The organism is Pseudomonas gingeri (assembly GCF_013385425.1).
GTDB lineage: Bacteria > Pseudomonadota > Gammaproteobacteria > Pseudomonadales > Pseudomonadaceae > Aquipseudomonas > Aquipseudomonas gingeri_D.
Genome location: NZ_JACAQA010000005.1, coordinates 265,212 through 290,874 on the forward strand (window position 1 = coordinate 265,212; position 25,663 = coordinate 290,874).

Sequence of the window (25,663 nt, forward strand, 5' to 3'; positions counted from 1 at the left end):
GATGGCCAGGCCACTGGATGTGCTCCGGGAATCCCTGGAGCACGCGCAACGGATCAATGCGATGCAGCAGGTGCAGTGATGGCTACGACCAATAACACGCTCACGGCGAATACCCAGACAGTTGTGAACATGGCCCTTGTCGTGAATGGCGTCCAGAAAATGGACGACGACCTGTCAGGGGTCAGCAAGAAAGTCGAAAGTTTCAAAAAGAGCCTGGAGGACAGCGGCCTGGGCGAGTTGGATCTCTCGGAGCTGTTCAAGGGCGAAGGCTTGGCCGCCCCTTTTGTCGAGGGCGTCAAGTCAGCGATCGAGGCGGAAAACAAGCTGGCCGAGGCCCGCAAGGGCGCCGAGGGATCTGATTCAGGGCCCACGGCAAAAAATCTGGCGAGCTTGAGTGAGGCGGTCGACAAGGTTTCCCTGAAGTTCGGCCAGGGCTTGTTGCCTGTGGTGAATTCCGTAGTGACGGCGTTGGTACCGCTGGTGAGCCGCGTCGCCGAGTTCGTGGCGGCCAATCCGAATCTGGTCCAGGGCCTGGCGGCGGGGGCGGTGGCGTTCACCGTCCTGCAAGGTGCGGTGGCCGGGGTGGCAGCGGTGGTGGGTGTGCTCGCTTCGCCGATCGGTTTGGTCGTGGTGGGCTTTGCCCTTGCCGCGGCGCTGATCGTTGCTTACTGGAAACCGATTTCAGGCTTTTTCATCGGACTTTGGGGCGATATCAAAGGCATGGCGGCCAGCTTCATGTCGGGATTGCAGGCGCTGCTCGATTGGTCGCCGATGCCGATGATCAGCGCGGGCTGGGAGACGATCAGCGTGTTTTTCGCCGGCCTTTGGCAGTCGATCACGACGGCAGCTACTTCGGTGTTCGACTTTTTCAAGGGGCTGTTTTCCTGGACGCCGCTGGGCCTGGTCATCGACAACTGGGGGGCTGTAACGGGGCTCTTCGATTCGATCTGGCGATTGCTCAAGGCCTTGGCCGTGCCGGTGATGGACTTTCTCAAGGGCGTGTTCGACTGGTCGCCGCTGGGGATGATCATTAATAACTGGGGGGCGATCAGCGCCTTTTTCGGTGAGCTCTGGGACACGATCAAAGTGGCAAGCGCACCGGCGGTGGATTTCCTCAAGATGCTGTTCGATTGGTCGCCGCTGGTGCTGGTCATCAATAACTGGGGCGCTATCAGCGCTTACTTCGACACGATCTGGGCCGCGTTGCAAGACACGGCGCAGTCGCTCAAGGACTTCTTCCAGACCTTGTTCGACTGGTCTCCTGTCGGACTGATCGTCGCCAACTGGGAGCCCATCGGCAAGGTCTTTTCTGACTTGTGGGATGTACTGCAAAGCCTGGCGACACCGGTCATGGACTTTTTCCAGACGATGTTCGACTGGTCTCCGTTGGGGATGATCATCAAGAACTGGGATCCGATTGTCGCCTGGTTCGCTGGCTGGTGGAGCAAGTTGCAAACCTTCATCACGCCGATCAAGGCGTTGTTCAGTGGCGGTTTCGGCGACTTTGTCGCCAAGGTCACCGGCAAGGTCGATGGCCTGGCGCAGCAACAAGAGGCCAGTAATGCCAAGGCGGCCAATGACAGCGGTTCTTCCTTCTGGAACTGGGGCGATTCGTCGAGCAGCAGCGACTCCGGTCTGACGGGCAACGGCAGCGGCCTTGTCCAGCAAACCGCCGCCAACAACCGCACGCAACTCGAAGGCGGCTTGACCGTGAACTTCAAGGACGCGCCAGCGGGCTTGCGCGTCGACCAAGCGCAAACCAATCAACCGGGCCTGGACCTGACGCCTCGCGTCGGCTATCGCTCGCTTTCCTACGGAGGTTCCTATGGCGACTAGCTGGCGTGATCGTTTGTTGCCGGCGTCGTTTCGCGGCGTGCCCTTCTGGGTCGATCAGGCGAAAAACCCGGTCGGCCAGAAAGGCCAGTTGCATGAATACCCGCAGCGCGACCGGTCGTTTTTTGAAGGTCTCGGCCAGCAGTCGAAGATCTATGAACTGACCGCCTTTATCGTTGGCGCCGATTGCCTTGAGAAGCGTGACGCGCTGCTCAAGGCACTGGAGGAGGGCAGCGGCGAACTGGTTCACCCGTGGCAGGGGCGGATGCAGGTCAAGGTCGGTGAATGCGACATGACCCAGACCCGCAAGGATGGCGGGTTGGTGACCTTCAACCTGAAGTTCTATCCGGATGAACCGCTGCAGTTCCCCAAGGCCGTCGTCAACACCCAGAAGCAATTGCAGGTGGCGTCGGACAAATTGCTCGACGCTTCGGTGGCGCGTTTCGATGGGGCGATGTCGCAGATCAACCAGGCGCGGATCGGCCTGGAAAACCTGCGCAAGGGGATTACTCTGGCGTATCACGTGATCGAGCAGGAGTTGCAACCGCTGATCGAGACGTACGCGAACATCTATGCCCTGGTTCGCACGGTCAAGGAGTTCCCCCAGCAAGTGAGTGCCGCGGTTAAAAGCGTGCTGGGGGAATTCAACGGATTGGTGGGCGAAGTCAAAAGCGTTGTGGGCGAAGTTCGGGGCTTGAAAGACTTTGCCGTCCAGGGTTATCACGGAATGCTGGCCGACCTGTCGAAACAGGTCAAGGACGCCAAGTCCCTCGACGCCTCAAAACTGACCATTGGCAAGGACTCCGCCGCGGCCTCACAGGCCACGGTAAACCTGATCCAGGATGCCTTGCTGGTCCAGATCTCCCAGTTTGTCTCAATGATCCCGGTGGCGACGCCGGCGGTGAAGCTGACGAGCACGCCGTCGCTGGCCCAGCAAGCCCAGCAGCCGGTGCAACGGGCCGATGTGCCGGTGGTCGACGATGTGCTGGCGCTGCGTGACAGCCTCAACGACGTGATCTGGCAGGCGGCGCTCAAGGCCGACGCGGTGCAGTACCAGGCACTCAGTACCGTCCGCCAGGCCCTGACGCAGCATCTCAATGCAGTGGCATCCAACGGGGTGCGGCTGGTTGACCTGACCCCCAAGAGCACCCAGCCGGCCCTGGTCGTGTCTTACCAGAAGCTCGGTGATGCCACGCGGGTGGGTGAGGTGGTGCAGCGCAACCGGATTTCGCACCCCGGTTTCATACCGCCGGTACCGTTGCAGGTCTCCAAGGAGTAAGTCATGAACGACATCGACAACGCTGTCGTCCTGTTGGTCGACGGCCTGAGTTATGAGGGCTGGAAGACCATCGAGATCACGGCCGATCTCGAACGTCAGTTCCGTACCTTCAAGCTCGGTATCACCTGGAAATGGCCGGGACAGACCCAGGCCCTGCCGATCAAGGCCGGTGCCCGTTGTTCGGTCATGATCGGCTGCGACCAGATCCTGACCGGTTACGTGTTCAAGGCGCCCATCAGCTATGACGGCAATCAGATCAGCCTGACCGTCGAGGGCAGTTCGCTGACCCAGGACCTGGTGGATTGCGCGGCCATCAACCAGCCGAGCCAATGGCGTGAACAGAGCGTGCTGAAGATCGTCGAGGCGTTGGCCAAGCCCTACAAGGTCAACGTGCGCAGCGAGATCCCGGAAACCACCAAACTGCAGACCCACAGCATCGTGCCGGGGGAGACGGTGTTCAAGTCCATCGACCGCTTGCTGACTTTGTATCGGGTGTTCTCCACCGATGATGCGGCCGGCAACCTGGTACTCGCCAAGCCCGGCAGTGCAGGGCGGGCGACTGATGTACTGGAGTTGGGCAAGAACATTCTTTCGGCCAATACGCCGAGGGACTACAGCAAGGTGTTCTCCGAGTACCGGGTGATCGGCCAGCACAAGGGCAGCGACCAGAACAGCGGCACTGCAGTGAGCGAAGTTTCCGGAGTGTCCAGCGAGACCAGTCCGGATCGCCAGCGCGTCACGGTGATCAGCGAAAGCGCGCAGATCACTCCAGTGCTGGCCCAGCAACGGGCTGACTGGGAACGGGCGACACGCCGCGCCAAGGCCCTGACGACCACCTACACCGTGCAAGGCTGGCGACAGTCCAACGGTGATCTGTGGCGACACAACCTGACCGTGCGGGTCAAGGATCCGGTGCTGGACGTGGACCAGGACATGCTTATCTCCAAGGTGACCTGGTCGTTGTCCGCACAGGGCTCGATCACCACCCTGGTGGTGGCGCCGCCGCAGGTCTTCGATGCCACGCCGGCACCTGCGAAGGCCACGAAGTAGTTATTCCTATCTTATTCGGATGCTGTTCCACCGCCTTCGCGGGCAAGCTCCGCTCCCACAATGTCCGTGTTTGGCCGAAAGTTCGCGGCGTGACATCAACCCTGTGGGAGCGGAGCTTGCCCGCGAAGGCGGCCTTCCTGACACACCGCTTGCCCAAGGAATCCCCATGAGCCTACTGACACGCCTGCTGGCGCGCGGCACTGTCGTGCTCGCCAACTCGGCCAACAAACTGCAATCGCTGCAAATGCGCCTGACCGCCGGTGAAGTGAACGACGACATGGAGCACTTCGAACCCTACGGCTTCACCAGCAACCCGCTGGCCGGCGCCGAAGGCATTGCCACCTTTCTCGGCGGCGACCGTTCCCACGCTATCGTCCTGGTGGTCGCCGACCGCCGTTACCGCCTGCAGAACCTCGCCCCCGGCGAAATCGCCCTCTACACCGATGAGGGCGACAAGATCCACTTCAAGCGTGGCCGGATCATCGATATCGAAACCGGCACCCTGAACATTCGCGCCGGTACCGCGGTGAACATCGACACCCCGAGCCTGACCCAGACCGGCAAGATCGTCTCCCAGGGCGACCAGGTCGCCGGTGGCATCAGCCAGATGAAACATTTGCACGGCGGCATCCAGCCGGGTAACGGCCAGACCGGCGCGCCGACGGGAGGTGCCTGATGTTCGTGTCCAACGACCTGAAGACGGCGCTGACCCGTTCGGTGCTGATCAGCCTGTTTAGCTGGCGTCGCGCCAATACCGATGACCCGATCGATGACGATGAGCGTTTCGGTTGGTGGGGCGACAGTTTTCCCTCGGTGACCGACGACCGTATCGGCTCGCGGCTGTGGCTGTTGCGGCGGGTCAAGCTCACTGCACAGACCCAACTCGACGCCGAGTTCTATGCCCGCGAAGCCTTGCAATGGCTGCTCGACGACGGCCATTGCAGCGCCATCGACATTCAAACCGAACGGCTCGACGCCCAGCGACTGAACCTGCGTACGGTTCTGACCCTGGCCAGCGGCGAGCGCCTGGATATCAACCCGAACCATAGTTGGCAGGTGACTTATGCCGTTTGAAACCCCTTCGCTACCGGTGTTGATCAGCCGCACCCAAGGCGACCTGGCCGGCGATTCGCTGCGCCAGTCCGATGCACAGGTCCTGGCCCGCACCCTGGGTGGCGCGGCCTTCGGCCTCTACGGCTACCTCGACTGGATCGCTGATCAGATCCTGCCTGACACCGCCGATGACACCACCCTGGAACGCATTGCCGAGCTGCGTTTGCATCAACCCCGCAAGGCGGCGCAATCGGCCAGCGGCAGCGTCAGCTATACCGCGGCGGCGGGGGCAGTGCTCGATGCCGGGACCTTGCTGCAGACCAGTGATGGACGCAGTTACACCGTGACGGTGGGTGGCACCACCAGCGGCGGGACCAATACCGCGCAGATCCAGGCGCTGGATGCCGGCAGCCTGGGGAATGGCGATGCCGGCCTGACCCTGTTTCCGGTGCAGCCGGTGCAAGGGATCGGCAATACCTTCACGGTGCTGGCGCCTGGCTTGAGCGGTGGTGTGGCAGCGGAAAGTATCGAATCGTTGCGGGCTCGGGTGATCAGTTCCTATCGCATTGTTCCCAATGGCGGTTCGGCGGCCGACTACGAAACCTGGGCACTGGAGTGTCCGGGGATTACCCGGGCCTGGTGTCGCGGCAGCTACCTGGGACCGGGCACCGTCGGCTTGTTCGTGATGCGCGACGATGATCCGGTGCCGCTGCCGGACGATGGGCAACTGGCGTTGGTCCAGGCCTATATCGACCCGTTGCGCCCGGTGACCGCCGAGTTGCATGTACTGGCGCCGGTGTTGGTCCCGGTGACCTACACCTTGCGCCTGATCCCGGATACCAGTGCCATCCGCGCAGCCGTCGAGGCCGAGTTGCAGGACCTGCATGATCGTGAGGCGGGCCTGGGCGACACGCTGTTGCTGACCCATATCGCCGAGTCGATCAGCAGTGCCAGCGGCGAGCAGGATCACCTGCTGGTCTCGCCGTCCGCCGATGTGCCAGCCGCCACCAACCAGTTGCTGACTTTCGGAGGTTGCGTATGGCTGGAGTAAGAACGGCCGAGCAATACCAGGAGCAGTTGCGCAGCCTGCTGCCGGCGGGGCCGGCCTGGGATCCGGAGCAAGTGCCGGAGATCCAGCAGGTGCTGCTGGGGATCGCCCAGGAGCTGGCGCGGGTTGATGCCCGGGCCGTGGACCTGATCAACGAAGTGGACCCGGTGACGGTCAGTGAACTGGTGCCGGGTTGGGAACGGGTGATGAACCTGCCCGACCCGTGCCTGGGGCCCACTCCCTTGTTCGACGATCGCCGTGTGGCGGTGCGTCGGCGGTTGTTGGCGGTGGGGGGGCAGAGTGTCGGTTACTTCATCGATATCGCCCGCAGCCAGGGCTATCCGAACGCCAGCGTGACCGAATATCAAGCCCCGCGCATGGGGCGGTCGCGGTTCGGCAAGGCGTGCTTTGGCACCTGGCAGGCGCAGTTCATGTGGACGCTCAACACGGGTGGCCGACTGCTTCTGGGCCGGCGTTTCGGCGCGAGCTATTGGGGCGAGCGTTTTGGCGCCAACCCGGGTAGTGCCCTGGAGTGCCTGATACATCGCAGTGCACCGGCGAATACGCTGGTGCATATCAATTATGACTAGAGGATAGAAACGTGGATTATCCAAAAAGCGTCCCCAGCGTTGGGCTGGTGAATGGCAAGTTTGTTGATGAAAACCCGGTGAATGGAACACCGGGGTCGTTGATTCCGGCTGAGTGGGGGAACGCGGTTACTACCGAAATACTGGGTGTGATTCAGCAAGCCGGATTAACTCCTAATGAAGTTGATAATGGTCAATTGGCTAATGCAATTTTGACGATTGTTACAAATAATACCCCAGGGTCTGCGACGGAGATCACTGCTGGGATATTGAAATTATCCACTGGGACTCAGGTAATTGCAGGAACTGACGATGCAACTGCTGTGACCCCCAAAAAACTTCTACAGAAGCTGGTAGCTTATATAGCCCAGGCGACTGAAGCTGCTCCTGGTTGGGCCAAGGTTGCCACACAAGCTCTTACCAACGCTGGTGTGGACGATGTGACAATAGTGACACCGAAAAAATTGGCAGTTGCTACTCAGTCGCAGATACTGACCGCCTTCACCACGGCCGGTAATGCGCCATCGTTCACGCTGACACCTTCTCCTGCCGTCACCGCTTATGTAGCAAATCAGCGATTTCGCGTGAAGTTCAGTGCAGCAGGTGTTGGCAATGACACCCTGAATATTTCTGGGTTAGGTGCGAAAACCCTGAAACAATACGATTCCAGCGGTAACAAAATCGCAGTGGTCCTCGCCGCTGGACAGCTCGCTGATGTCGAGTATGACGGAACCGACATCGTTGTTCTTGATCCGTTGCCACTGAGTACTCTTCCCGCTGGGACCATTATTTCTTCCGCTACCTCCGCGGCGCCGTCGGGTTATTTGATAGCAAATGGTGCTGCGATATCTCGTACAACATATGCGGCGCTGTTCTCTGCTATTGGTACCGTCTTTGGGGGAGGCGACGGGTCAACCACATTCAATTTACCTGACTTGCGTGGCGAATTTGTTCGCGGCTGGGACGCTGGGCGTGGAGTTGATGTGGGTCGTACTTTCGGGTCCTTTCAAATAGATGCGTTTTCGAGTCATACCCATGCACAAGATAGCCGCACAATTCTTGGCGTGGTTGGGGCCGCAGCCCAAGTTGGTGGCTCCAACGGTATTAATGGTGGGACTACTAGCGCCACTGGTGGGGTTGAAACTCGTCCGCGTAACCTTGCTTTGTTGTATTGCATTAAATATTGAGGAAAGAAATGAAAATTTATAATTCACACCCTGTTACTGGCGAATATTTGGGCGATAGTTTAGCTGATTCTGACCCGCTCGATGAGGGCCGCTGGCTTATTCCCGCTAATGCGTACACCGATGCGCCACCCGTCACAGGAAAGAATAAAGTAGCTGTTCGCGACGGCGGCGCATGGAAGGTTGTTGATGACTATCGCGGTACCGTCTATTACATCGGTAGCCAAGATCCATATGTGATTGAAGATCTTGGTTTAACCGTTCCAGTGGATGCAACCGATACGCCACCACCTCCTACATCTGTCGAGCTAACCGCACTGGCCTTAGGTCGTCGCGATGGGTTGCTGGGGGTAGCTGCCATTCGAATTGCTCCATTGCAAGATGCATTTGATCTGGGTTTAGCTACAGACGCTGACACTGAGAGCCTGCACGCTTGGAAACAGTACCGGATTGCAGTCAACCGAATTGATCAGCAGCCCGGATTCCCAGCATCGATTGACTGGCCCGCACCACCGGCCTGATCAAAAACCAGGCCACCACCCGCCGCCATCGAGCGGTTTTTTTGTGCTCGGAGAAAGCCATGCCCATTACCCAGCAGCAATTGCTGCAGATCCTCCCGAACGCCGGCGACCAAGCCGGCGTTTTTGTGCCTGCGCTCAACACAGCGATGAATGATTACCAGATCGTCACCACGCAGCGCGTTGCAGCGTTCCTGGCGCAAACCGGTCACGAGTCAGGCCAACTGCAGTCGGTGGTCGAGAACCTGAACTATGGCGCGCAGGCCCTGCTCGCCACTTGGCCAAACCGGTTTACTCCGGACCTGGCCGCGCAGGTCGCCCGGCAGCCGGAGCAGATCGCGAACATCGTCTATGCATCGCGTATGGATAACGGCGATGAGTCGTCCGGTGACGGCTGGAACTATCGCGGTCGTGGGCTGATCCAGATCACCGGTCGCAGCAACTATCGCCAATGCAGTCTCGGGCTGTTCGGCGACGAACGTCTGTTGCAGCAACCGGAACTGCTGGAACAACCGCAATGGGCCGCCGAGTCGGCGGCCTGGTTCTGGGAGCAGCAAGGGTTGAACGCACTGGCCGACGCCGATCAGTTCAACAGCATCACCCGCAAGATCAACGGCGGCCTGAACGGCCTCGAGGATCGACTGCAAATCTGGGCCCGGGCGAGGGCGGTGCTATGCGCCTCCTCGACCTGATCCCGGCGCCCTGGCGCCTGGGTGTTGTCGTCGCATTGCTGGCCTTGTTGGCCGGCGCTGCGGCGGCTGGCGCCTGGCATATTCAAGACTGGCGCTACGGCCAGCAACTGGAGCACCTAGCCCGGTTGCAGGCCGACACGCTCAACCGGATTTCCCTCGCCGCGGCCGCGCAACAGCGGGCCGAGCAGGACAAACGCCTGGCCCTGGAGCAACGGCTCCAGGCCAGCGACCAAACCCATTCCAAGGAGCTGAACGATGTGCAACAGGATCAAGCTCGCCTGCGTGATCGTATTGCCACTGCTGATCTGCGGCTGTCAGTCCTCCTCGACGCCAACGATCCTGCCAGTGGCTGCGACGTGCCAGCCGCCACCGCCGCCGGCGGCGTGGTTCATGCAGCCACAAGAGCCCGACTTGACCCGGCGCATGCTCAACGAATTATCGCCATCACCGACGACGGCGACCGCGCCCTGATTGCCTTGAAGGCCTGTCAGGCGTATGCCGGGGCGGTCTCTCACTGACATCCGGATGCAATGTTGTGTCTTGAAAGCGCGATCCGCTCGTGTAGGGTGTTCATTTTGACCCAATACTGATTGGCCAGCTTCGCTCCCCTGTAGGAGCGAGCTTGCTCGCGATGGTCGTCAACGATAACGCGGGGGACCTGATACCCCGCTGTGCCTGGGCTACCATCGCGAGCAAGCTCGCTCCTACAGGGGGGAGGGCCGCCTCACCTGGAGAGGAACATGGACGAAATCACCCGGCTTGCCGCTGAACTCGGCAAGTGCTTGCAGACGCTCAAGACCGATGTCACCACCGCCGAGTCCTGTACCGGCGGCGGCATCGCCGAGGCGATCACCCGGATTCCCGGCAGCTCGGCCTGGTTCGAGGCCGGCTATGTCACCTACTCCAACCGGCAGAAGAGCCTTCAACTGAAGGTGCCGGAGGCCTTGTTCGATCAGGTCGGTGCCGTCAGCCGGGAAGTGGTCGAAGCCATGGTCCGGGGGGCCCAGGCCCACAGCAACGCGCGCTACGCCGTGGCGGTCAGCGGCGTGGCCGGGCCGGATGGCGGCTCCGCCGAGAAACCCGTGGGTACCGTCTGGCTGGCCTGGGGCTGTGGTGACGACGTCAGCGCCGAACGCCGGCACTTTCCCGGCGACCGCGACGCCGTCCGTCGACAGACGGTGCAGGCCGCCCTGGAAGGCCTGTTACGACGGGCGGAAGCAGAAATCGCAAATCAGGGGTAGGCGATCCGCCAACGCTGTGGAATAATACTGGCTACTTATACAGGTGTTGGCCGTCAGGCCTTATTGATTACGTGAGGACTTTAATGGACGACAACAAGAAGAAAGCCTTGGCTGCGGCCTTGGGTCAGATCGAACGTCAATTCGGCAAGGGTGCCGTCATGCGGATGGGCGATCATGACCGTCAGGCGATTCCTTCGATCTCCACCGGTTCCCTGGGCCTGGACATCGCGCTGGGCATCGGCGGTCTGCCGAAAGGCCGTATCGTAGAGATCTACGGTCCGGAATCCTCGGGTAAGACCACCCTGACGCTTTCCGTCATCGCCCAGGCGCAAAAAGCCGGTGCAACGTGTGCCTTCGTCGACGCCGAACACGCCCTGGACCCTGAGTACGCCGGCAAGCTGGGCGTCAATGTCGACGACCTGCTGGTGTCCCAGCCGGACACTGGCGAGCAGGCCCTGGAAATCACCGACATGCTGGTGCGCTCCAACGCCGTTGACGTGATCATCGTCGACTCCGTGGCCGCCCTGGTGCCAAAAGCGGAAATCGAAGGCGAAATGGGCGACATGCACGTCGGCCTGCAAGCCCGCCTGATGTCCCAGGCTCTGCGCAAGATCACCGGCAACATCAAGAACGCCAACTGCCTGGTGATCTTCATCAACCAGATCCGCATGAAGATCGGCGTGATGTTCGGCAGCCCGGAAACCACCACCGGTGGTAACGCGCTGAAGTTCTACGCCTCGGTGCGCCTGGACATCCGCCGTACCGGCGCGGTGAAGGAAGGCGACGAAGTGGTCGGCAGCGAAACCCGCGTCAAGGTCGTGAAGAACAAGGTGGCTTCACCGTTCCGTCAGGCCGAGTTCCAGATTCTTTACGGCAAGGGCATCTACCTCAATGGCGAGATGATCGACCTGGGCGTGCTGCACGGTTTCGTCGAGAAGTCCGGTGCCTGGTACAGCTATAACGGCAGCAAGATCGGTCAGGGCAAGGCCAACTCGGCCAAGTTCCTGGCGGATAACCCGGAAATCGCCGCGACCCTCGAGAAGCAACTGCGTGACAAGCTGCTGACTCCAGGCGTAGACACCAAGGCCAACTCCGGTGCGGCCGCTGTCGTCGCAACCGAAGACGACTTGGCTGACGCTGATCTCTGAGTAAAACGATGACTGCCGTACTGGATACCCCGGTCGCCGTACGGCGCACTGCCATGGACCTGCTCGCGCGACGCGAGCACGGTCGAGTCGAGCTGACGCGTAAACTGCGTCAGCGCGGCGCCTCCCCTGAAATGATCGACACCGAACTCGACCGCTTGACGGAAGAGGGGCTGCTGTCCGAATCCCGTTACCTCGAAAGCTTCGTGTCCTACCGTGCCCGTTCCGGCTACGGCCCTTTGCGTATTCGCGAGGAGTTGAGCCAGCGTGGTCTGCAACGTGCCGACATCGAGTTGGCCCTGCGTGAAAGCGGTTTCGACTGGCAAGCCCAGCTGGAAGACACCTGGCGCCGAAAGTTCGCCGGGCATTTGCCCACCGACGCCCGTGAGCGTGCCCAACAGGGACGCTTCCTGAGTTATCGGGGTTATTCCATGGAGATGATCGGCCGCCTGTTCAGCGGCCGAGGGCTGGATGACTGAGGCTGGGTGGTAATCACGTCGCCTTGATCGGCTCGCGCGCGTGCTCCTGTGCCGGCGCCTTGGCCTTGCTCCAGTTTTCCGTCCGGTTGATAAAGTCCACCAGCTCCCGCAAGCGCCCCTGGTCCCGAGCCGTGAAGGCGAACGACAAGCGCGTCAGGTGACTGAACTGGGGTTCATCGTGTTCCGGTTCGCTGCAGGGGCCCTGATAGAAGTACCCGCTGAGGCACAGGTCGGCAAAGTCCTTTTGCATCTGCGCCATCGCGCGGTCGTTGAGCGGATGATTCATGCGGATCACGAACTGCTTCTTCAACCAGCGGCTGGAGTGGAAGTTGCTGTAGAACTGCTTGATCTCTTCCACGGCCTCGTCGGCACTGTAGACCAGGCGCATCAGCTTGAGGTCGGCAGGCAGGATGTAGTGATTGGCCTCCAGCTGATTGCGGATAAAGTCCAGCGCGCCTTGCCAGAAGCCGCCCCCAGGGGCATCCAGCAGAATTACCGGGACCAGCGGGCTTTTTCCGGTCTGGATCAGTGTCAGTACTTCCAGGGCTTCATCAAGGGTGCCAAAGCCGCCGGGGCAGAGCACCAGTGCATCGGCTTCCTTGACGAAGAACAGTTTGCGGGTGAAGAAGAAGTGGAAGGACAGCAGGTTGTGCGTGCCGTTAACGGTTGCATTGGCATGTTGTTCGAAGGGCAGGGTGATATTGAACCCGAGGCTGTGTTCCAGGCCGGCACCTTCGTGGGCCGCAGCCATGATGCCACCGCCGCCGCCCGTGATGACCATCAGGTTGGACTGGGCCAGCGCGGTCCCCAGGGCGCGGGCCTGGGCATAGAGTGGGTGTTCGGTGGGCGTTCGCGCCGAGCCGAACACGGTGACCTTGCGCCGGCCCTTGAACTGGTCGAGTACGCGAAAGGCGTTCTCCAGTTCACGCAGGGTCTGCAGGACTATCTTGGCATTCCAGCGGTTGCGGTCATCCTGGGCCATGCGCAGGACGGTCAGCATCATGTCGCGGTAAAGCTCAAGGTTCGGACTGTTGGGAGCAACCTGGTCGAGTTGCTCTTCGATCCGGCTGAGGTCGATCCCATTGTTCTGGAAATGACGGGACAGCAAGTCATTCGGTTGGTAAGGCATTCAACGTCTCCTTCTGCACGGAACCCTTGGCTTGGCCGAAAGAAAAGTTCGCCAAGGCCGCGTCACTGCATGTGTCGCATGTGTGCCATGTCGATTTGATGATGAGCCTGTAAAGTCATGTCTGGCAACCGCTTATTGCCTCTTTGCAAAGGACTTTAGCAGCTTGTCAGTGGCGTTGCGCGCAGGCGCGGGGGTGAAACGGCGCGCCGAAGATGAACGGCGGCGCGCGATATGGCAGGGGTTACTTTTTCTTCTTCACCGGGGTTTCCGTCGGGCAGTCGCTTTCCACGAAACGGGCGGAGGCCACAGGACGGTTGGTCTTGTTCTCGGTGAACTCGTAACGCATGACCGCGCCCTTGGCCATCAATTTGCGGTAGTTGGCGTTACGGCACACGCTGGCCCCCAGTTGCAGGTAAACCGCCTTGGCGTTATCGCGCATATTTTGCGCGTAATCGGCCTGGACGCTCAGGTGGTCGATCAGTTCGGCGCCTTCAACGGTGTAGCCGACGTCAAGGATGTTCTCGTCGATCTCACGGGGCAGGCCTTCGTTGCTCTGCTCGGCCACGTCCTTGAGCATCTTGTTCAGTTCGAAATCCTTCAGCGACGCTGCCTGGGCACTGAAGGGCAGGGCCAGCAAAAGGGCCAGGGACGGTACGATAAGGCGCAGCATGCAACTCTCCTGATTCGGTAACTGGTGCTTCGACCCGTTACCGGGGCGTGCGTTCAGTGGTCGCGAAGTATAGAGGGCGGTTGTAGGCCCTACTAGGGCGCGACTGACGGAAATGTCGACGGATGAGCGCTCAAACCTCGCCGGGCTCTCTGGTAAACTCCGCGCACTTTTGCCCTTGCGAGTCGTATTGTTCGTGTTCAGCCCTTCCTCCCGCCGACTTTCTTCACGATGAGCCACGCCGTATCCCGTTTACGTGCCGAGCGCCTGGCCCGTGCCAAAACACCCTTCCTCGCGCGCGGCTCACGCGCCGAGCGTTGCCCGGGCTGCCGTGTGATTCCTCAGTATTGCCTGTGCGCCTGGCGCCCCAGGGTGGCGTCGAATTCCGCCATGTGCCTGCTGATGCACGACGTCGAACCGATGAAACCGAGCAATACCGGCTGGCTGATCGCCGATGTGATCGCCGACACCAGCGCCTTCAGTTGGTCGCGGACCGAAGTCGATCCGCAACTGCTGGCCCTGTTGGACGATCCGCAGTGGCAGCCGTTTATCGTATTCCCGGGGGAGTTCGTGGCGCCGGAACGGGTGGTGACGCAGGTACAGCCGGCACCCGGCAAGCGCCCGCTGTTCATCCTGCTGGATGCGACCTGGACCGAGGCGCGCAAGATGTTTCGCAAGAGCCCTTATCTGGAGCGTTTTCCGGTGTTGAGCCTGGAATCCGAACAGTTGTCCCGCTACAAATTGCGTCGTTCCAAACGCGATGATCATTTCTGTACCGCGGAAGTGGCGGCCCTGTGCCTGGAACTGGCCGGGGACACCCGTGCGGCCCAGGGGCTGGACGCGTTACTGGACGTGTTTACCGCGCACTACCTGGGCGCCAAGTTTCAGCTGCCGATCAACACTGAAGACGAAGCCCACGAGCATCTGAAGACTTTCCTGTAATCTAATGGACGCACAGCGTCGAGCCTGACGCATAAAAACAGGATCATTGGAAAAATGACCACGTACGACATCTTGATTGCCGACGACCATCCTCTTTTTCGCAGCGCCTTGCATCAGGCGCTGACCCTGGGCCTGGGGCCCGATGTACGCCTGGTGGAAGTGGCCAGCATTGCCGAGCTGGAAACCCGCCTCACCGAAAAAGCCGACTGGGACCTGGTCCTGCTCGACCTGAACATGCCGGGCGCCTACGGCTTCTCCGGCCTGGTGCTGCTGCGCGGGCAATACCCGCAGATTCCGGTGGTGATGGTTTCGGCCCAGGAAGAAGCCTCGGTGGTGGTACGCTCCCGTGAGTTCGGCGCCAGCGGCTTTATCCCCAAGTCCAGTTCCCTGGAAGTGATCCAGCAAGCGGTGCGCAGTGTCCTCGATGGCGATGTCTGGTGGCCGCCCCAGGCATTCGAAGCCGTCAGCGTGTCCGCCGAGGCCAAGGCCGCCAGTGCCGGCCTGGCCAGTCTGACACCCCAGCAGTTCCGGGTGTTGACCATGGTCTGTGAAGGTTTGTTGAATAAACAGATTGCCTACGAGCTGAGCGTTTCGGAGGCGACCATCAAGGCCCACGTCACGGCGATCTTCCGCAAGCTGGGGGTGCGCACCCGGACCCAGGCCGCACTGCTGCTGCAACAACTTGAGTCAATTTCGAGCCAGTAGGCGTGGGTTCTTTCATCTTTGTTTGACGTCGGTTGAGTTAGTTTTCCTACTCCACTTCACGTAGTTGCTTACCTATGCCGTCGCCCTTCAAAGGTCAAACCGGTTTTAAACGCATGCTCAACGCGGTGGGCTACTCTTTCGATGGCTTACGTGCGGCCTTTACCGGCGAAGCGGCTTTTCGTCAGTTAGTCTGGCTTAACGTGGTGTTGATCCCGCTGACGTTCCTGTTCCACGTCAGTCGGGTCGAGCGCGCGGTGTTGATTGCCGTGTGCCTGCTGGCGCTGATCGTCGAATTGCTCAATTCGGCGGTCGAAGCGGCCATTGACCGCATTTCCCTCGATCGTCACCCCTTGTCCAAGAATGCCAAGGACATGGGCAGTGCCGCGCAATTCGTGGCCTTGAGCATGATCGCCCTGGTCTGGGCGGTGATTCTGCTTTAAGCGCCGGTAGCGTCAGGCAATGGTCGGCAGGACGATCTCATCGCTGCGTTGAACCCCGGCGGTGAAGGAACGGCACAGTTCGAGGAATTCGCGCATGGCCGAGGTCTGGTACTTCTGCTTGTGCCAGATGAAATAGAACTGGCGCGCCAGGTCCAGGTCCGGGGTTTCCACCGGCACCAGGCTGCCACGGCGGAACGCATCGCGCAGGGCCAGACGCGAAATGCAGCCAATCCCCAGCCCCGACTCCACCGCACGCTTGATCGCTTCGGTATGCTCCAGCTCCAGGCGGATATTCAACGCGCTGCGATGATGACGCATGGCCTGGTCGAAGGTCAGGCGCGTGCCTGAGCCCTGTTCACGCAGGATCCAGGCCTCACGGGTCAGCTCTTCCAGGCTGGCCTGGCCACGCTGGGCCAGCGGGTGCTGGGGTGCGCAAAACACCACCAGTTCGTCCTCGACCCAGGTTTGCACCTCGATGTCCGGGTGGCTGCAATCGCCTTCGATCAGACCCAGGTCAATTTCGTAGTGCGCGACCTGTTGCACAATATTGGCAGTGTTCTGCACATGCAGCTTGACCTGGCTTTCCGGGTGGATCTGCATGAAGCGGCCGATCAGCAGGGTTGCCAGGTAGTTGCCGATGGTCAGGGTAGCGCCCACCGCCAGCGAGCCGAAACCGGACTTGCCGTTGAGCAGGTCCTCGATTTCCTTGGCCTGGTCCAGCAGTGCCACGGCCTGGGGCAGCAGCTGTTTGCCCAGGGCGTTGAGGCTCAGGCGCTTGCCGGCACGGTCGAACAATTGACAGCTCGACTGGCGTTCCAGCTCGGTGATCGAGGTGCTCGCGGCGGATTGCGACAAGGCCAGCAGCCCGGCTGCCCGGGACACGCTTTCCTGCTGGGCGACGGCGACGAAGACCTGAAGTTGACGGAGAGTAAATCGCATATCTATATAACCGATAACCCTTATCTTGATAATTCAGTTAACAGATATTGTCGCCGCCATTAGAATGCTATGCAATCGCGCTAATTGACGGCGCAGGCCACATTTCCAGGAGCCCCATCCAAATGAGCAACATGAATCACGAGCGTGTCCTCAGTGTTCACCACTGGAACGACACCCTGTTCAGCTTCAAGTGCACCCGCGATCCGGGCCTGCGCTTTGAAAACGGTCAGTTCGTGATGATCGGCCTGCAGCAGCCAAACGGCCGACCACTGATGCGTGCTTATTCCATTGCCAGCCCGAACTGGGAAGAGCATCTCGAATTCTTCAGCATCAAGGTGCCGGACGGTCCGTTGACCTCCCAGTTGCAGCACCTGAAGGAAGGCGACGAGATCATCATCAGCAAGAAACCTACGGGTACGCTGGTGCTTGACGACCTCAAGCCGGGCAAGCACCTGTACCTGCTCAGCACCGGTACTGGCCTCGCGCCCTTTATGAGCGTGATCCAGGACCCGGAAACCTACGAGCGTTTCGAGAAGGTCATCCTGTGCCATGGTGTGCGCTACGTCAACGAAGTGGCCTACCGCGAGTTCATCACCGAGCACCTGCCGCAGAACGAGTTCTTCGGCGAAGCCCTGCGTGAGAAGCTGATCTACTACCCTACCGTGACCCGCGAGCCGTTCGAGAACGAAGGCCGCCTGACCGACCTGATGCGCAGCGGCAAGCTGTTCCGTGACATCGGTCTGCCACCGATCAACCCGCAGGACGACCGCGCCATGCTGTGCGGCAGCCCGAGCATGCTCGACGAAACCAGCGAAGTGCTCAACAGCTTCGGCCTGAAAGTCTCGCCGCGCATGCGTGAGCCGGGCGATTACCTGATCGAGCGCGCGTTCGTCGAAAAATAAACCTCGGTTTATCTGTAGGAGCCGGCTTGCTGGCGATGCAGGCAGCGCGGTTTTTCAGGTACACCGCGTCATCGTTCATCGCGAGCAAGCTTGCTCCTACAGAAAAAAGCGTCGGCGTTGAAACAAAAAGCCCGCGTTGCCTGGAAAGGCAGCGCGGGCTTTTGTGTTTCTGGCGTTTCTAGCGGGCGGGGATCACTTCCAGTACGCGTATCGTCCCGGTTTCCGGGTAATGCCAGCGTACATCCAGATCCCAGAACTGGGCGCCGTATTCCCGTTCGGGGGTTGGCTTCTGATAAGCCGGACGCGGGTCCTGGGCCAGGCATTGCTCGATCAGTTCGACCAAGGGCTCTTCAAGGCGCTGAGCATGCTCATGGGCCTGTTGCAGTGCACCCTCCGTCCAGAGCACGGGAATCAGCCCCGGCGCGGCACTGGCGATGGCATTGACGGCGCCAGGGATGATGTCGGCGTAGGGCACGTACGGCTTGATATCGAGAATCGGCGTGCCATCCAGCAGATCTATGCCGGAGATCCACAGGCGCTGGGCCTCGACCCGGTCCAGTTTGACCACCGACTGGCCGATACCGTTCGGCCGGTGGGTCGCCCGGGTGGCGAAGACCCCCATGGACTGATTGCCCCCCAGGCGCGGCGGGCGCACCTTCAAGCGTGGCTTGTCTTCCAGGGCCTGATGGAACAGGAACAGCAGCCAGACATGACTGACCTGCTCCAGCCCCTGTACGGCCTCGCCCTGGTCGAACGGCGCGACCAGCTCCAGCACGCCGCGGGCAGCCGGCGCCAGCTGTGGCTGGCGCGGGATGGCGAACTTCTCCTTGAAGCAGGAGCGCACGAAACCGATGGGGGAGACGCTATAGGTCATGGTCCGGCCCCTCAGGCGCCGATCCCCAGCATGTCCCGGGCCACGGCTTCGGCGATACGGATACCGTCGACACCCGCCGAGAGGATCCCGCCGGCATAACCGGCGCCTTCACCCGCCGGGAACAGGCCCTTGACGTTCAGGCTCTGCATCGACTCGTTACGGGTCATGCGCAGCGGCGAGGAGGTACGGGTTTCAATCCCGGTCAGCACCGCGTCATGCAGGGAATAGCCCTTGATCTGCCGCTCGAACGCCGGCAAGGCTTCGCGAATGGCTTCGATGGCGAAGTCCGGCAGCGCCAGGGCCAGATCGCCGAGGGCCACGCCTGGCTTGTAGGACGGTTCCACACTGCCCAGGGCGGTGGAAGGCTTGCCGGCGATAAAGTCACCGACCAGTTGCGCCGGGGCTTCGTAGTTGCTGCCACCGAGGATAAAGGCGTGGGACTCCAGGCGCTCCTGCAGCTCGATACCGGCCAGCGGGCCGCCCGGATAGTCGACTTCCGGGGTGATGCCGACGACGATCCCGGAGTTGGCATTGCGCTCGTTGCGCGAGTATTGGCTCATGCCGTTGGTGACCACCCGGTTCGGCTCGGAGGTTGCCGCCACCACGGTGCCGCCCGGGCACATGCAGAAGCTGTAGACCGAACGGCCGTTCTTGGCGTGGTGCACCAGCTTGTAGTCGGCCGCACCGAGTTTCGGGTGCCCGGCGTATTTGCCCAGGCGCGCGCGGTCGATCAGCGATTGCGGGTGTTCGATACGGAAACCCACCGAGAACGGCTTGGCTTCCATGTACACGCCACGACCGTGGAGCATGCGGAAGGTGTCGCGGGCGCTATGGCCCAGGGCCATGATCACGTGCCGGGAGTGGATCTGTTCGCCGCTGTCGAGCTGCACGCCGGTCAGTTGGCCGTCGTCGATCAGCACATCGGTGACCCGCTGCTGGAAGCGCACTTCGCCGCCCAGGGCTTTGATCTGCTGGCGCATGTTTTCCACCACGCCGGTGAGGCGGAAGGTGCCGATATGCGGTTTGCTGACGTAGAGGATTTCTTCCGGCGCGCCGGCCTTGACGAACTCGTGCAGGACCTTGCGGCCGTGGTGGTTCGGGTCCTTGATCTGGCTGTAGAGCTTGCCGTCGGAGAAGGTCCCGGCGCCGCCTTCGCCGAACTGCACGTTGGACTCGGGGTTGAGCACGCTTTTACGCCACAGGCCCCAGGTGTCCTTGGTCCGCTCGCGCACTTCCTTGCCGCGTTCGAGGATGATCGGCTTGAAGCCCATCTGCGCCAGCAGTAGCCCGGCGAAGATCCCGCAGGGGCCGAAGCCGACGACCACGGGACGCTCCTGCAGATCGGCCGGCGCCTGGCCGACCACCTTGTAGCTGACGTCCGGGGCCGGGTTGACATTGCGGTCCTCGGCGAACTTTTTCAGCAGCGCGTCTTCGCCACGGGCCGACAGGTCGATGGTGTAGATGAAGCAGAGCTCGGAGGATTTCTTGCGGGCGTCGTAGCTGCGCTTGAACAAGGTGAAATCGAGCAGGTCATCGCTGGCGATGCCCAGGCGCTGGACGATGGCCGGGCGCAGGTCTTCGTCGGGATGGTCGATCGGCAGCTTGAGTTCGGTGATTCGTAACATGACAGGGTCCAGTGTGCGGGCCACGCGGGCGCGCCGGCTTTACATCAAACCGGTGATTATAAGCCCCAACGGCCAGATTCCGTGAGGCTAAAACAGCAGCTCGTCGAATCAGTCGTTACGGGCGCCGCCGAAATAGCCGCAGCCACGCTGGACCTGGCCGTTGACCCGCAGTTCGGCGCTCAGGTGGCGCACGCTGCCGGTGCTGCTGTCGACGCAGGACTGCGGCGCGACCCACAGCTCGATGTGCTGGGCATTGGCTTCGCTGCTCAGGCTGAAGCGTCCGTCACCCAGTTGTTCTTCCAGATAGGGCAGGGCCAGGGGCGGCTGGTTTTCGCGTTCGAGTATCATGCCGTTGCCGCCGACCTTCAGGCTCCATTCCGGGCTGTGGCCGCTGGCAATCACGGTCTGGAATTTGAAGTTGGGCTCGTCGCAACTGGAGGTGCCGCGTTCCAGGCGGTAGTACTGTTGCAGGTTCAACTGGCCGTCGCTGCCGTCGGTCGTGCTGGAGGAAAACTTGCCGCGCAGGTCGGCGAACAGCTTGCCAGACGGACCGGACAAGCTGGCGGCCTGCTGCAGGACGCTGGTGTTGCCGCTGTCGCTGACGACAAAGCGACGCTGTTCCTGGCAGGGCTGGAACATCAGCTTGCCATCGACGCTGGTGAGTTCGCCTTGCATCCGGCTCAGGCCCGCCGTGGGATGCGAAGTGGCTGGCGCAAGCATCTGGCAGCCGGCGGCGAACAGCGGCAGGGCGAAAATCATCAAGGAACGGGCAACGCGCATCATGGGGTCTCCTGGCAAGTGCCGCCACGTTACTCAGGCCAGGAGAGCTGCACAAGCTTGAGGTTGGCTGCCATGGGGTTTGCGGCGACATCAAGGGCCCTTTCGCGGGCAAGCTCCGCTCCCACAGTAATTCGCTTCGAACCTCAAGTTTGTGTGCGACCGAGAACCCGTGGGAGCGGAGCTTGCCCGCGAAGAGGCCCTCGAGATCGATAAAAATCCCCGGCCCTTAACCGACCTGATAGGTCTGACCCGTCTGCAATCCTTCCACACTCTTGGCGTAGGCCAAGGCCACATCCGCCGCAGGCACCGGCTTGAATCCACGGAAGTACGGCGCATAGCTGCCCATGGCTTCCACCAGCACGTTCGGGCTGATGGAGTTCACCCGCAGACCGCGCGGCAACTCGATGGCGGCGGCCTTGACGAAGCCGTCGATGGCCCCGTTGACCAGGCTGGCCGAGGCACCGGTACGGATCGGATCGCGGTTCAGAATGCCACTGGTCAGGGTGAACGAGGCGCCGTCGTTGGCGTACTCGCGACCGATCAGCACCAGGTTGACCTGGCCCATCAATTTGTCCTGCAGACCCAGCGCAAAGTCCTTCTCGCTCATCTCGGCCAACGGCACGAAGTTCACGTTACCGGCGGCGCAGACCAATGCATCGAACTTGCCGGTTTGCTCGAACAGCTTGCGAATCGACGCGCTGTCGCTGATGTCCACGTGCAGGTCACCGCTGTTGCGGCCGATCTTGATGATCTCGTGACGCTGGCCCAGTTCCTCTGCCACGGCCGAGCCGATGGTGCCGTGGGCGCCAATCAATAGGATTTTCATGGTGCGGTTCCTCCAGTGGGTGATTGAGCTTTCAGTCTAGAGTGGATTTTTCCATTGATAAGCGCGCTAATAGGCAACCTTTGGTTTTCTTTTGGAAACAATCCAGTGAGCGAGATGGATGATCTGGCGGCGTTCGCAGTATTGGTCGAGGCGGGCAGCTTTACCTTGGCCGCCCAGCAACTGGGCTGCAGCAAGGGGCAGTTATCCAAGCGCATCAGCCAACTGGAGGCGCAGTTCTCGGTGGTGTTGTTGCACCGCACGACGCGGCGCCTGAGCCTCACCGCCGCCGGTGCGGCCTTGTTGCCCCAGGCCCAGGCGCTGGTGGTGCAAGTGGAGCGGGCGCATCAGGCCCTGGCCCGGCTCAAGGACGATATCGCCGGTCCCGTGCGCATGACCGTGCCGGTGTCCCTGGGGGAAACCTTTTTTGATGGCTTGTTGCTGGAGTTTTCCCGGGATTATCCCGATGTCCAGATCGAGCTGGACCTGAACAACGGTTTCCGCGATCTGGCCCGCGAGGGCTTCGATCTGGCGATTCGCACCGAAGTCGGCAACGACGAACGCCTGGTGGCTCGGCCATTGCTGGTGATGAACGAACTGACCTGTGCCAGCCCGGCCTATCTGGAACGTTACGGCGAGCCGCAGACGCCCCAGGAGCTGGCCAATCACCGTTGTCTGCTCAATAGCCACTACAGCGGCCGCGAGGAGTGGCAATACCACCGGCAGCATGAGCTGCTACGGGTGCGGGTGGGTGGCCCCTTTGCCAGCAATCACTACAACTTGCTGAAGAAAGCGGCACTGGTGGGCGCCGGTATCGCCCGCCTGCCGTCCTACGTCCTGCCCGCGGAACTGGCTGATGGCCGCCTGCGCTGGCTGTTGCGCGACTACCGTACCCGCGATATGCCGCTATATCTGGTGCACCCTTACCAGGGCGGCCTGCCGCGCCGTACGCAGGTGTTGGCCGACTATCTGATCGGCTGGTTCAAGCGTAGCGGCGAGGCCTTGGAGCGGCTTCAGCGATAACGCTTGGCGATCAAGTGATCGATGGAGAACACACCCGGTCCCTTGGCCATCAACAGCAGCAGGATAGCCATCCAGGTGCCATGGGTCGGGTAGGCATTCGGGTAGACGAACAGCTGGATGGTCAAGGTCATGCCGAACAGCGCCAATGCCGAAAAGCGCGTGGCGAACCCCAGCAGGATCAGCACCGGGAAAAAGTGTTCACCAAAGGCCGACAGGTGGGCGGCCACTTCCGGCGACAGCAACGGCACCTTGTACTCGCTGGCGAACAGCGGGATGGTGGAGTCGGCCAGGCGCGGCAGGCCGATATCGAATGTGCCGGAGATCAGGTCCACGGCAAAGCCCTCGACCTTGGTCTGTCCGGACTTCCAGAACACGGCTGCGATGGAGAAGCGTGCGACAAAGGCAATCAGGCTGTAGGGGATCATCTCGAACAGCTGGATGATCCGCCCGATCAGGCGCGCGATGGGGTTCTGCGATTCAGTGTGAATGTTCATGGGCGGGCCTTTTGTTCTGGGTGCAGGTGGATGATGGCGCTGTAGCGAATCAACAGGGCAAGGGCATGGCTCGGATCGAACGCAGTGCTGGCGTCATAAGCGTAGGCAAGGGCCAACTCCAGCGGACAGTCGTTTTGCAGGCTCTGGATAAATACCAGGGTGCCGATATCGATCTTGAACACCTCGACCCGCCAGTTCAGGCGCAGGACCAGTGCGGCTTCGGCTTGCGTCGGGTCGAGCTGTTCCATAAGGCCGTCGCCTTGATGGGCCTCCCATAGCGACACGACCGCATGGGACGAATTCAGCACGGCGACGCTGGGGTGCAGGTGAACCTGCAGGCGATTGAGGGCCTCGGGATCGGCGAGGTAAACGCCAATCTGTTCCGGACTCAGGGGCGTTGCATCGGCGGCGTGATAGGCGTTGATCCGCAAGCGCTCAAGGTGGGCCACGTCGGCCAGGTAAGGCACGCTCGCCGCCGGGGCGAAGCCCTGGATGAAACTGTCGAAGTCCTGGCCGTAGTCGTTGAGGATCGGGCTGGTGGGCGGGAAGTGCTGGATATAAAGGCCGGCCATGGCACGGAAGAACTCCTCGCCGACCAGGGCCATGACCACCGGGTAGCTGTCCGCCAGGGCGTTGATCAGCGAACTCTGGACATTGTTGCGATACACCGCGAAACGACTGGCCGGGTCGGCCCCGTTGCGGCTGCACAGGCCGGGTGGGCAAGGCAACTGCGGGTCGAGCAGCGCGGCGCTGAAGCTGGCCTGGTCGCTCATACGTGCACCTGTGCCCGATCCAGCAGCCCTTGGGCCTGCCCGGCTTCGGCCAGGAGCAGGGCGAAGGCGGGGATCCGGTTGTCGCGTTCGATCAGGGTCGCCATCGGCCCGATCTTCGCCAGTACCTGTTGATACAGGGCCCAGACCGCCTGGTCGATGGGCGCGCCGTGATCGTCGATCAGCAGGCGATCACCGAAGCTGTCGGTATCTTCGGCAAAACCGGCCAGATGGATTTCTCCCACGGCGTGCAGCGGCAGGGCCTCAATGTAGGCAAGCGGATCGCGCTGGTGGTTGATGCTGGAGACGTAGACGTTGTTCACGTCCAGTAGCAGTCCGCAACCGGTGCGGCGGATGATTTCGCTGATGAAGTCCGCCTCATCCAGGGTCGAGCGCTGGAATTGCAGGTAAGTCGCGGGATTCTCCAGCAGCATTGGACGTTTCAAGGTGCTTTGCACCTGGTCGACATGCTCGCAGACCCGCTGCAAGGTGGCGGGGTCGTAGGCCAGCGGCAGCAAGTCGTTGAGAAACACCGGGCCGTGGGTCGACCAGGCCAGGTGTTCGGAAAAGGATTGGGGTTGATAGCGCTCGATCAGTGTCGCCAGGCGCTTCAGGTGCTCGCTGTCCAATGGGCCTTCGGCACCAATGGACAAACCGACGCCGTGCAACGACAGCGGATACTGTTCGCGGATCAAACCCAGGTAATGATGAAACGGCCCGCCGGCGACCATGTAGTTTTCGGCGTGGACCTCGAAGAAACCGAGGTCGGGGCGCGTTTCGAGTACCGTCTGAAAATGTTCGGTCTTGAGCCCCAGCCCGGCACGGGGCGGGAGCCCGGGCCCGAGGGCCTGAGCGCGGTGAAGAGGGATGGGTTGCAGTGACATGGGCATCTTCGGCGCTCAGGCTGACGGGTGGCAGGGCTCTGGTTGATCAGGCCTTGGGGGTGAAGGCTTCCAGCTGACCCTTGCCGGTGGGCGAGGTCTCGCTTTTCGTGCTCAAGCAGGTACCTTTTGGCACGGACTTCCAGGAGTTGGCCTGGAAGTCTTTGGTCGAAGTGCCGGCGCAGGTGGTACCGGCACCGGCGGCGCAGTCGTTCTTGCCTGCCATGGCCACACCGAAGCATTTTTCCACGCCGTCGGCGGCGTGGGCACTCATCGGCAATGCCGCCATGCTCAGGGCAGAACCGAGGGCCAGGGCGAGGGTGGCGGCGGACAGGGTGCGGGTAGTGGAAGTGCTCATGGTCGATCTCCGATGTGTCTTCAATGATGAAAGCAGGGGTTGGTTGGGTTTCATTGCTTTCTTGCTTTACTTGAGCCTCGAGGCTAGTGGTTGTTACAGCCAGCGGCAAAAATAATCGACTATTTTTCGCGGCGGTACCCGGCAAGGCTTTCCCGATGTTTCGCCGGTCAAAGAAAAGCCCCGATAAATCGGGGCTTTGCGG

At 61.3% G+C, this 25,663-nt stretch carries 30 protein-coding genes; 19 read left to right on the forward strand and 11 right to left on the reverse strand.

Features of this window, described 5'->3' with window-relative positions; all coding sequences use genetic code 11:
* The first annotated feature begins 78 nt into the window (after window positions 1-78).
* From HX830_RS08920 to recX, 14 genes are all read left to right on the forward strand, one after another.
* Window positions 79-1,836, forward strand: a complete 1,758-nt coding sequence (locus tag HX830_RS08920; RefSeq protein ID WP_177099822.1) for a phage tail protein — start codon at window positions 79-81, stop codon at window positions 1,834-1,836.
* Window positions 1,826-3,112: a DNA circularization protein gene (locus HX830_RS08925; RefSeq protein ID WP_177099824.1), complete on the forward strand. Its 1,287-nt coding sequence runs from the start codon at window positions 1,826-1,828 to the stop codon at window positions 3,110-3,112. Before HX830_RS08920 ends, HX830_RS08925 begins: the two co-directional genes overlap by 11 nt.
* Window positions 3,113-3,115: 3 nt before the next feature.
* On the forward strand, window positions 3,116-4,162 hold the full coding sequence (locus tag HX830_RS08930) for a phage baseplate assembly protein (protein ID WP_177099826.1): 1,047 nt from the start codon (window positions 3,116-3,118) through the stop codon (window positions 4,160-4,162).
* Window positions 4,163-4,328: 166 nt separating this feature from the next.
* Window positions 4,329-4,838, forward strand: a complete 510-nt coding sequence (locus HX830_RS08935) for a phage baseplate assembly protein V (protein ID WP_177099828.1) — start codon at window positions 4,329-4,331, stop codon at window positions 4,836-4,838.
* Window positions 4,838-5,236, forward strand: coding sequence for a phage GP46 family protein (locus tag HX830_RS08940; protein ID WP_177092904.1), 399 nt, complete (start codon window positions 4,838-4,840; stop codon window positions 5,234-5,236). The genes HX830_RS08935 and HX830_RS08940 overlap by 1 nt, the downstream gene beginning before the upstream one ends.
* Window positions 5,226-6,266 carry a baseplate J/gp47 family protein gene (locus HX830_RS08945; protein WP_177099830.1) on the forward strand — a complete coding sequence of 347 codons (1,041 nt, stop codon included), beginning with the start codon at window positions 5,226-5,228 and terminating at the stop codon, window positions 6,264-6,266. Before HX830_RS08940 ends, HX830_RS08945 begins: the two co-directional genes overlap by 11 nt.
* The gene (locus tag HX830_RS08950) at window positions 6,254-6,853 is read left to right on the forward strand and encodes a YmfQ family protein (RefSeq protein ID WP_177099832.1); all 600 of its coding nucleotides are present in this window, start codon (window positions 6,254-6,256) and stop codon (window positions 6,851-6,853) included. The genes HX830_RS08945 and HX830_RS08950 overlap by 13 nt, the downstream gene beginning before the upstream one ends.
* 11 nt (window positions 6,854-6,864) lie before the next feature.
* Window positions 6,865-8,037, forward strand: a complete 1,173-nt coding sequence (locus tag HX830_RS08960; protein ID WP_218171235.1) for a tail fiber protein — start codon at window positions 6,865-6,867, stop codon at window positions 8,035-8,037.
* A gap of 8 nt (window positions 8,038-8,045) precedes the next feature.
* On the forward strand, window positions 8,046-8,555 hold the full coding sequence (locus HX830_RS08965; RefSeq protein ID WP_152737868.1) for a tail fiber assembly protein: 510 nt from the start codon (window positions 8,046-8,048) through the stop codon (window positions 8,553-8,555).
* Between the two features lie 59 nt (window positions 8,556-8,614).
* Complete coding sequence (locus tag HX830_RS08970; RefSeq protein ID WP_177099833.1) at window positions 8,615-9,244, forward strand: glycoside hydrolase family 19 protein; 630 nt, start codon at window positions 8,615-8,617, stop codon at window positions 9,242-9,244.
* Entirely contained in the window at window positions 9,226-9,762 is a 537-nt protein-coding gene (locus HX830_RS08975) for a lysis system i-spanin subunit Rz (protein WP_177099835.1), read from the forward strand. Before HX830_RS08970 ends, HX830_RS08975 begins: the two co-directional genes overlap by 19 nt.
* Window positions 9,763-9,984: 222 nt before the next feature.
* Window positions 9,985-10,485, forward strand: a complete 501-nt coding sequence (locus tag HX830_RS08980; protein ID WP_177099837.1) for a CinA family protein — start codon at window positions 9,985-9,987, stop codon at window positions 10,483-10,485.
* Between the two features lie 83 nt (window positions 10,486-10,568).
* Window positions 10,569-11,633 (forward strand): recombinase RecA, encoded by a 1,065-nt coding sequence (gene recA, locus HX830_RS08985; RefSeq protein WP_103499726.1) that lies wholly within the window; start codon window positions 10,569-10,571, stop codon window positions 11,631-11,633.
* An 8-nt stretch (window positions 11,634-11,641) separates the two neighbouring features.
* On the forward strand, window positions 11,642-12,109 hold the full coding sequence (gene recX / locus HX830_RS08990; RefSeq protein ID WP_177099839.1) for a recombination regulator RecX: 468 nt from the start codon (window positions 11,642-11,644) through the stop codon (window positions 12,107-12,109).
* Between the two features lie 13 nt (window positions 12,110-12,122).
* On the opposite strand, the gene HX830_RS08995 is transcribed toward recX, so the two are convergent.
* A complete protein-coding gene (locus HX830_RS08995) occupies window positions 12,123-13,238 on the reverse strand; it encodes a TIGR00730 family Rossman fold protein (protein WP_103499724.1) in 1,116 nt (371 codons plus the stop codon).
* Between the two features lie 241 nt (window positions 13,239-13,479).
* Complete coding sequence (locus tag HX830_RS09000; RefSeq protein ID WP_103499723.1) at window positions 13,480-13,908, reverse strand: PA3611 family quorum-sensing-regulated virulence factor; 429 nt, start codon at window positions 13,906-13,908, stop codon at window positions 13,480-13,482.
* A 228-nt stretch (window positions 13,909-14,136) separates the two neighbouring features.
* On the opposite strand from HX830_RS09000, the gene HX830_RS09005 reads away from it, so the two are divergent.
* The 3 genes from HX830_RS09005 to HX830_RS09015 all read left to right on the forward strand — a co-directional run bounded on the left by HX830_RS09005 (window position 14,137) and on the right by HX830_RS09015 (window position 15,992).
* Window positions 14,137-14,847, forward strand: coding sequence for a tRNA-uridine aminocarboxypropyltransferase (locus HX830_RS09005; RefSeq protein ID WP_152737883.1), 711 nt, complete (start codon window positions 14,137-14,139; stop codon window positions 14,845-14,847).
* Window positions 14,848-14,901: 54 nt separating this feature from the next.
* Window positions 14,902-15,552: a response regulator transcription factor ErdR gene (erdR, locus tag HX830_RS09010; protein WP_100938685.1), complete on the forward strand. Its 651-nt coding sequence runs from the start codon at window positions 14,902-14,904 to the stop codon at window positions 15,550-15,552.
* A gap of 74 nt (window positions 15,553-15,626) precedes the next feature.
* Entirely contained in the window at window positions 15,627-15,992 is a 366-nt protein-coding gene (locus tag HX830_RS09015; protein ID WP_103499721.1) for a diacylglycerol kinase, read from the forward strand.
* Window positions 15,993-16,004: 12 nt separating this feature from the next.
* Here the strand turns inward: HX830_RS09015 and HX830_RS09020 are convergent, their stop codons facing one another.
* On the reverse strand, window positions 16,005-16,931 hold the full coding sequence (locus tag HX830_RS09020) for a LysR family transcriptional regulator (protein WP_152737885.1): 927 nt from the start codon (window positions 16,929-16,931) through the stop codon (window positions 16,005-16,007).
* Between the two features lie 122 nt (window positions 16,932-17,053).
* Between HX830_RS09020 and fpr the strand changes: the two genes are divergently transcribed.
* A complete protein-coding gene (gene fpr, locus HX830_RS09025; protein ID WP_047526369.1) occupies window positions 17,054-17,833 on the forward strand; it encodes a ferredoxin-NADP reductase in 780 nt (259 codons plus the stop codon).
* 178 nt (window positions 17,834-18,011) lie between these two features.
* On the opposite strand, the gene tsaA is transcribed toward fpr, so the two are convergent.
* From tsaA to HX830_RS09045, 4 genes are all read right to left on the reverse strand, one after another.
* The gene (gene tsaA, locus HX830_RS09030) at window positions 18,012-18,707 is read right to left on the reverse strand and encodes a tRNA (N6-threonylcarbamoyladenosine(37)-N6)-methyltransferase TrmO (protein ID WP_152737888.1); all 696 of its coding nucleotides are present in this window, start codon (window positions 18,705-18,707) and stop codon (window positions 18,012-18,014) included.
* A gap of 11 nt (window positions 18,708-18,718) precedes the next feature.
* Window positions 18,719-20,332 (reverse strand): NAD(P)/FAD-dependent oxidoreductase, encoded by a 1,614-nt coding sequence (locus HX830_RS09035; protein ID WP_177099841.1) that lies wholly within the window; start codon window positions 20,330-20,332, stop codon window positions 18,719-18,721.
* 108 nt (window positions 20,333-20,440) lie between these two features.
* Window positions 20,441-21,112, reverse strand: a complete 672-nt coding sequence (locus tag HX830_RS09040; RefSeq protein ID WP_177100217.1) for a COG3650 family protein — start codon at window positions 21,110-21,112, stop codon at window positions 20,441-20,443.
* Between the two features lie 226 nt (window positions 21,113-21,338).
* Window positions 21,339-21,938 carry a short chain dehydrogenase gene (locus HX830_RS09045; RefSeq protein WP_177099843.1) on the reverse strand — a complete coding sequence of 200 codons (600 nt, stop codon included), beginning with the start codon at window positions 21,936-21,938 and terminating at the stop codon, window positions 21,339-21,341.
* Between the two features lie 105 nt (window positions 21,939-22,043).
* Here HX830_RS09045 and HX830_RS09050 point away from each other — a divergent pair, with 105 nt between their 5' ends.
* Window positions 22,044-22,958, forward strand: coding sequence for a LysR family transcriptional regulator (locus HX830_RS09050; protein WP_103496310.1), 915 nt, complete (start codon window positions 22,044-22,046; stop codon window positions 22,956-22,958).
* Here HX830_RS09050 and HX830_RS09055 read toward each other — a convergent pair.
* Genes HX830_RS09055 through HX830_RS09070 form a run of 4 tightly spaced genes read right to left on the reverse strand, consistent with a single transcriptional unit; the run spans window position 22,949 to window position 25,461 of the window.
* Window positions 22,949-23,452, reverse strand: coding sequence for a DoxX family protein (locus HX830_RS09055; protein ID WP_177099845.1), 504 nt, complete (start codon window positions 23,450-23,452; stop codon window positions 22,949-22,951). The two genes, HX830_RS09050 and HX830_RS09055, sit on opposite strands and share 10 nt — an antisense overlap.
* Window positions 23,449-24,225, reverse strand: coding sequence for an HvfC/BufC N-terminal domain-containing protein (locus tag HX830_RS09060; protein ID WP_177099847.1), 777 nt, complete (start codon window positions 24,223-24,225; stop codon window positions 23,449-23,451). The genes HX830_RS09055 and HX830_RS09060 overlap by 4 nt, the downstream gene beginning before the upstream one ends.
* Window positions 24,222-25,106 carry an MNIO family bufferin maturase gene (gene bufB, locus HX830_RS09065; RefSeq protein ID WP_177099849.1) on the reverse strand — a complete coding sequence of 295 codons (885 nt, stop codon included), beginning with the start codon at window positions 25,104-25,106 and terminating at the stop codon, window positions 24,222-24,224. Before bufB ends, HX830_RS09060 begins: the two co-directional genes overlap by 4 nt.
* A gap of 46 nt (window positions 25,107-25,152) precedes the next feature.
* Window positions 25,153-25,461, reverse strand: coding sequence for a BufA1 family periplasmic bufferin-type metallophore (locus HX830_RS09070; RefSeq protein WP_152737904.1), 309 nt, complete (start codon window positions 25,459-25,461; stop codon window positions 25,153-25,155).
* Window positions 25,462-25,663 lie beyond the last annotated feature (202 nt).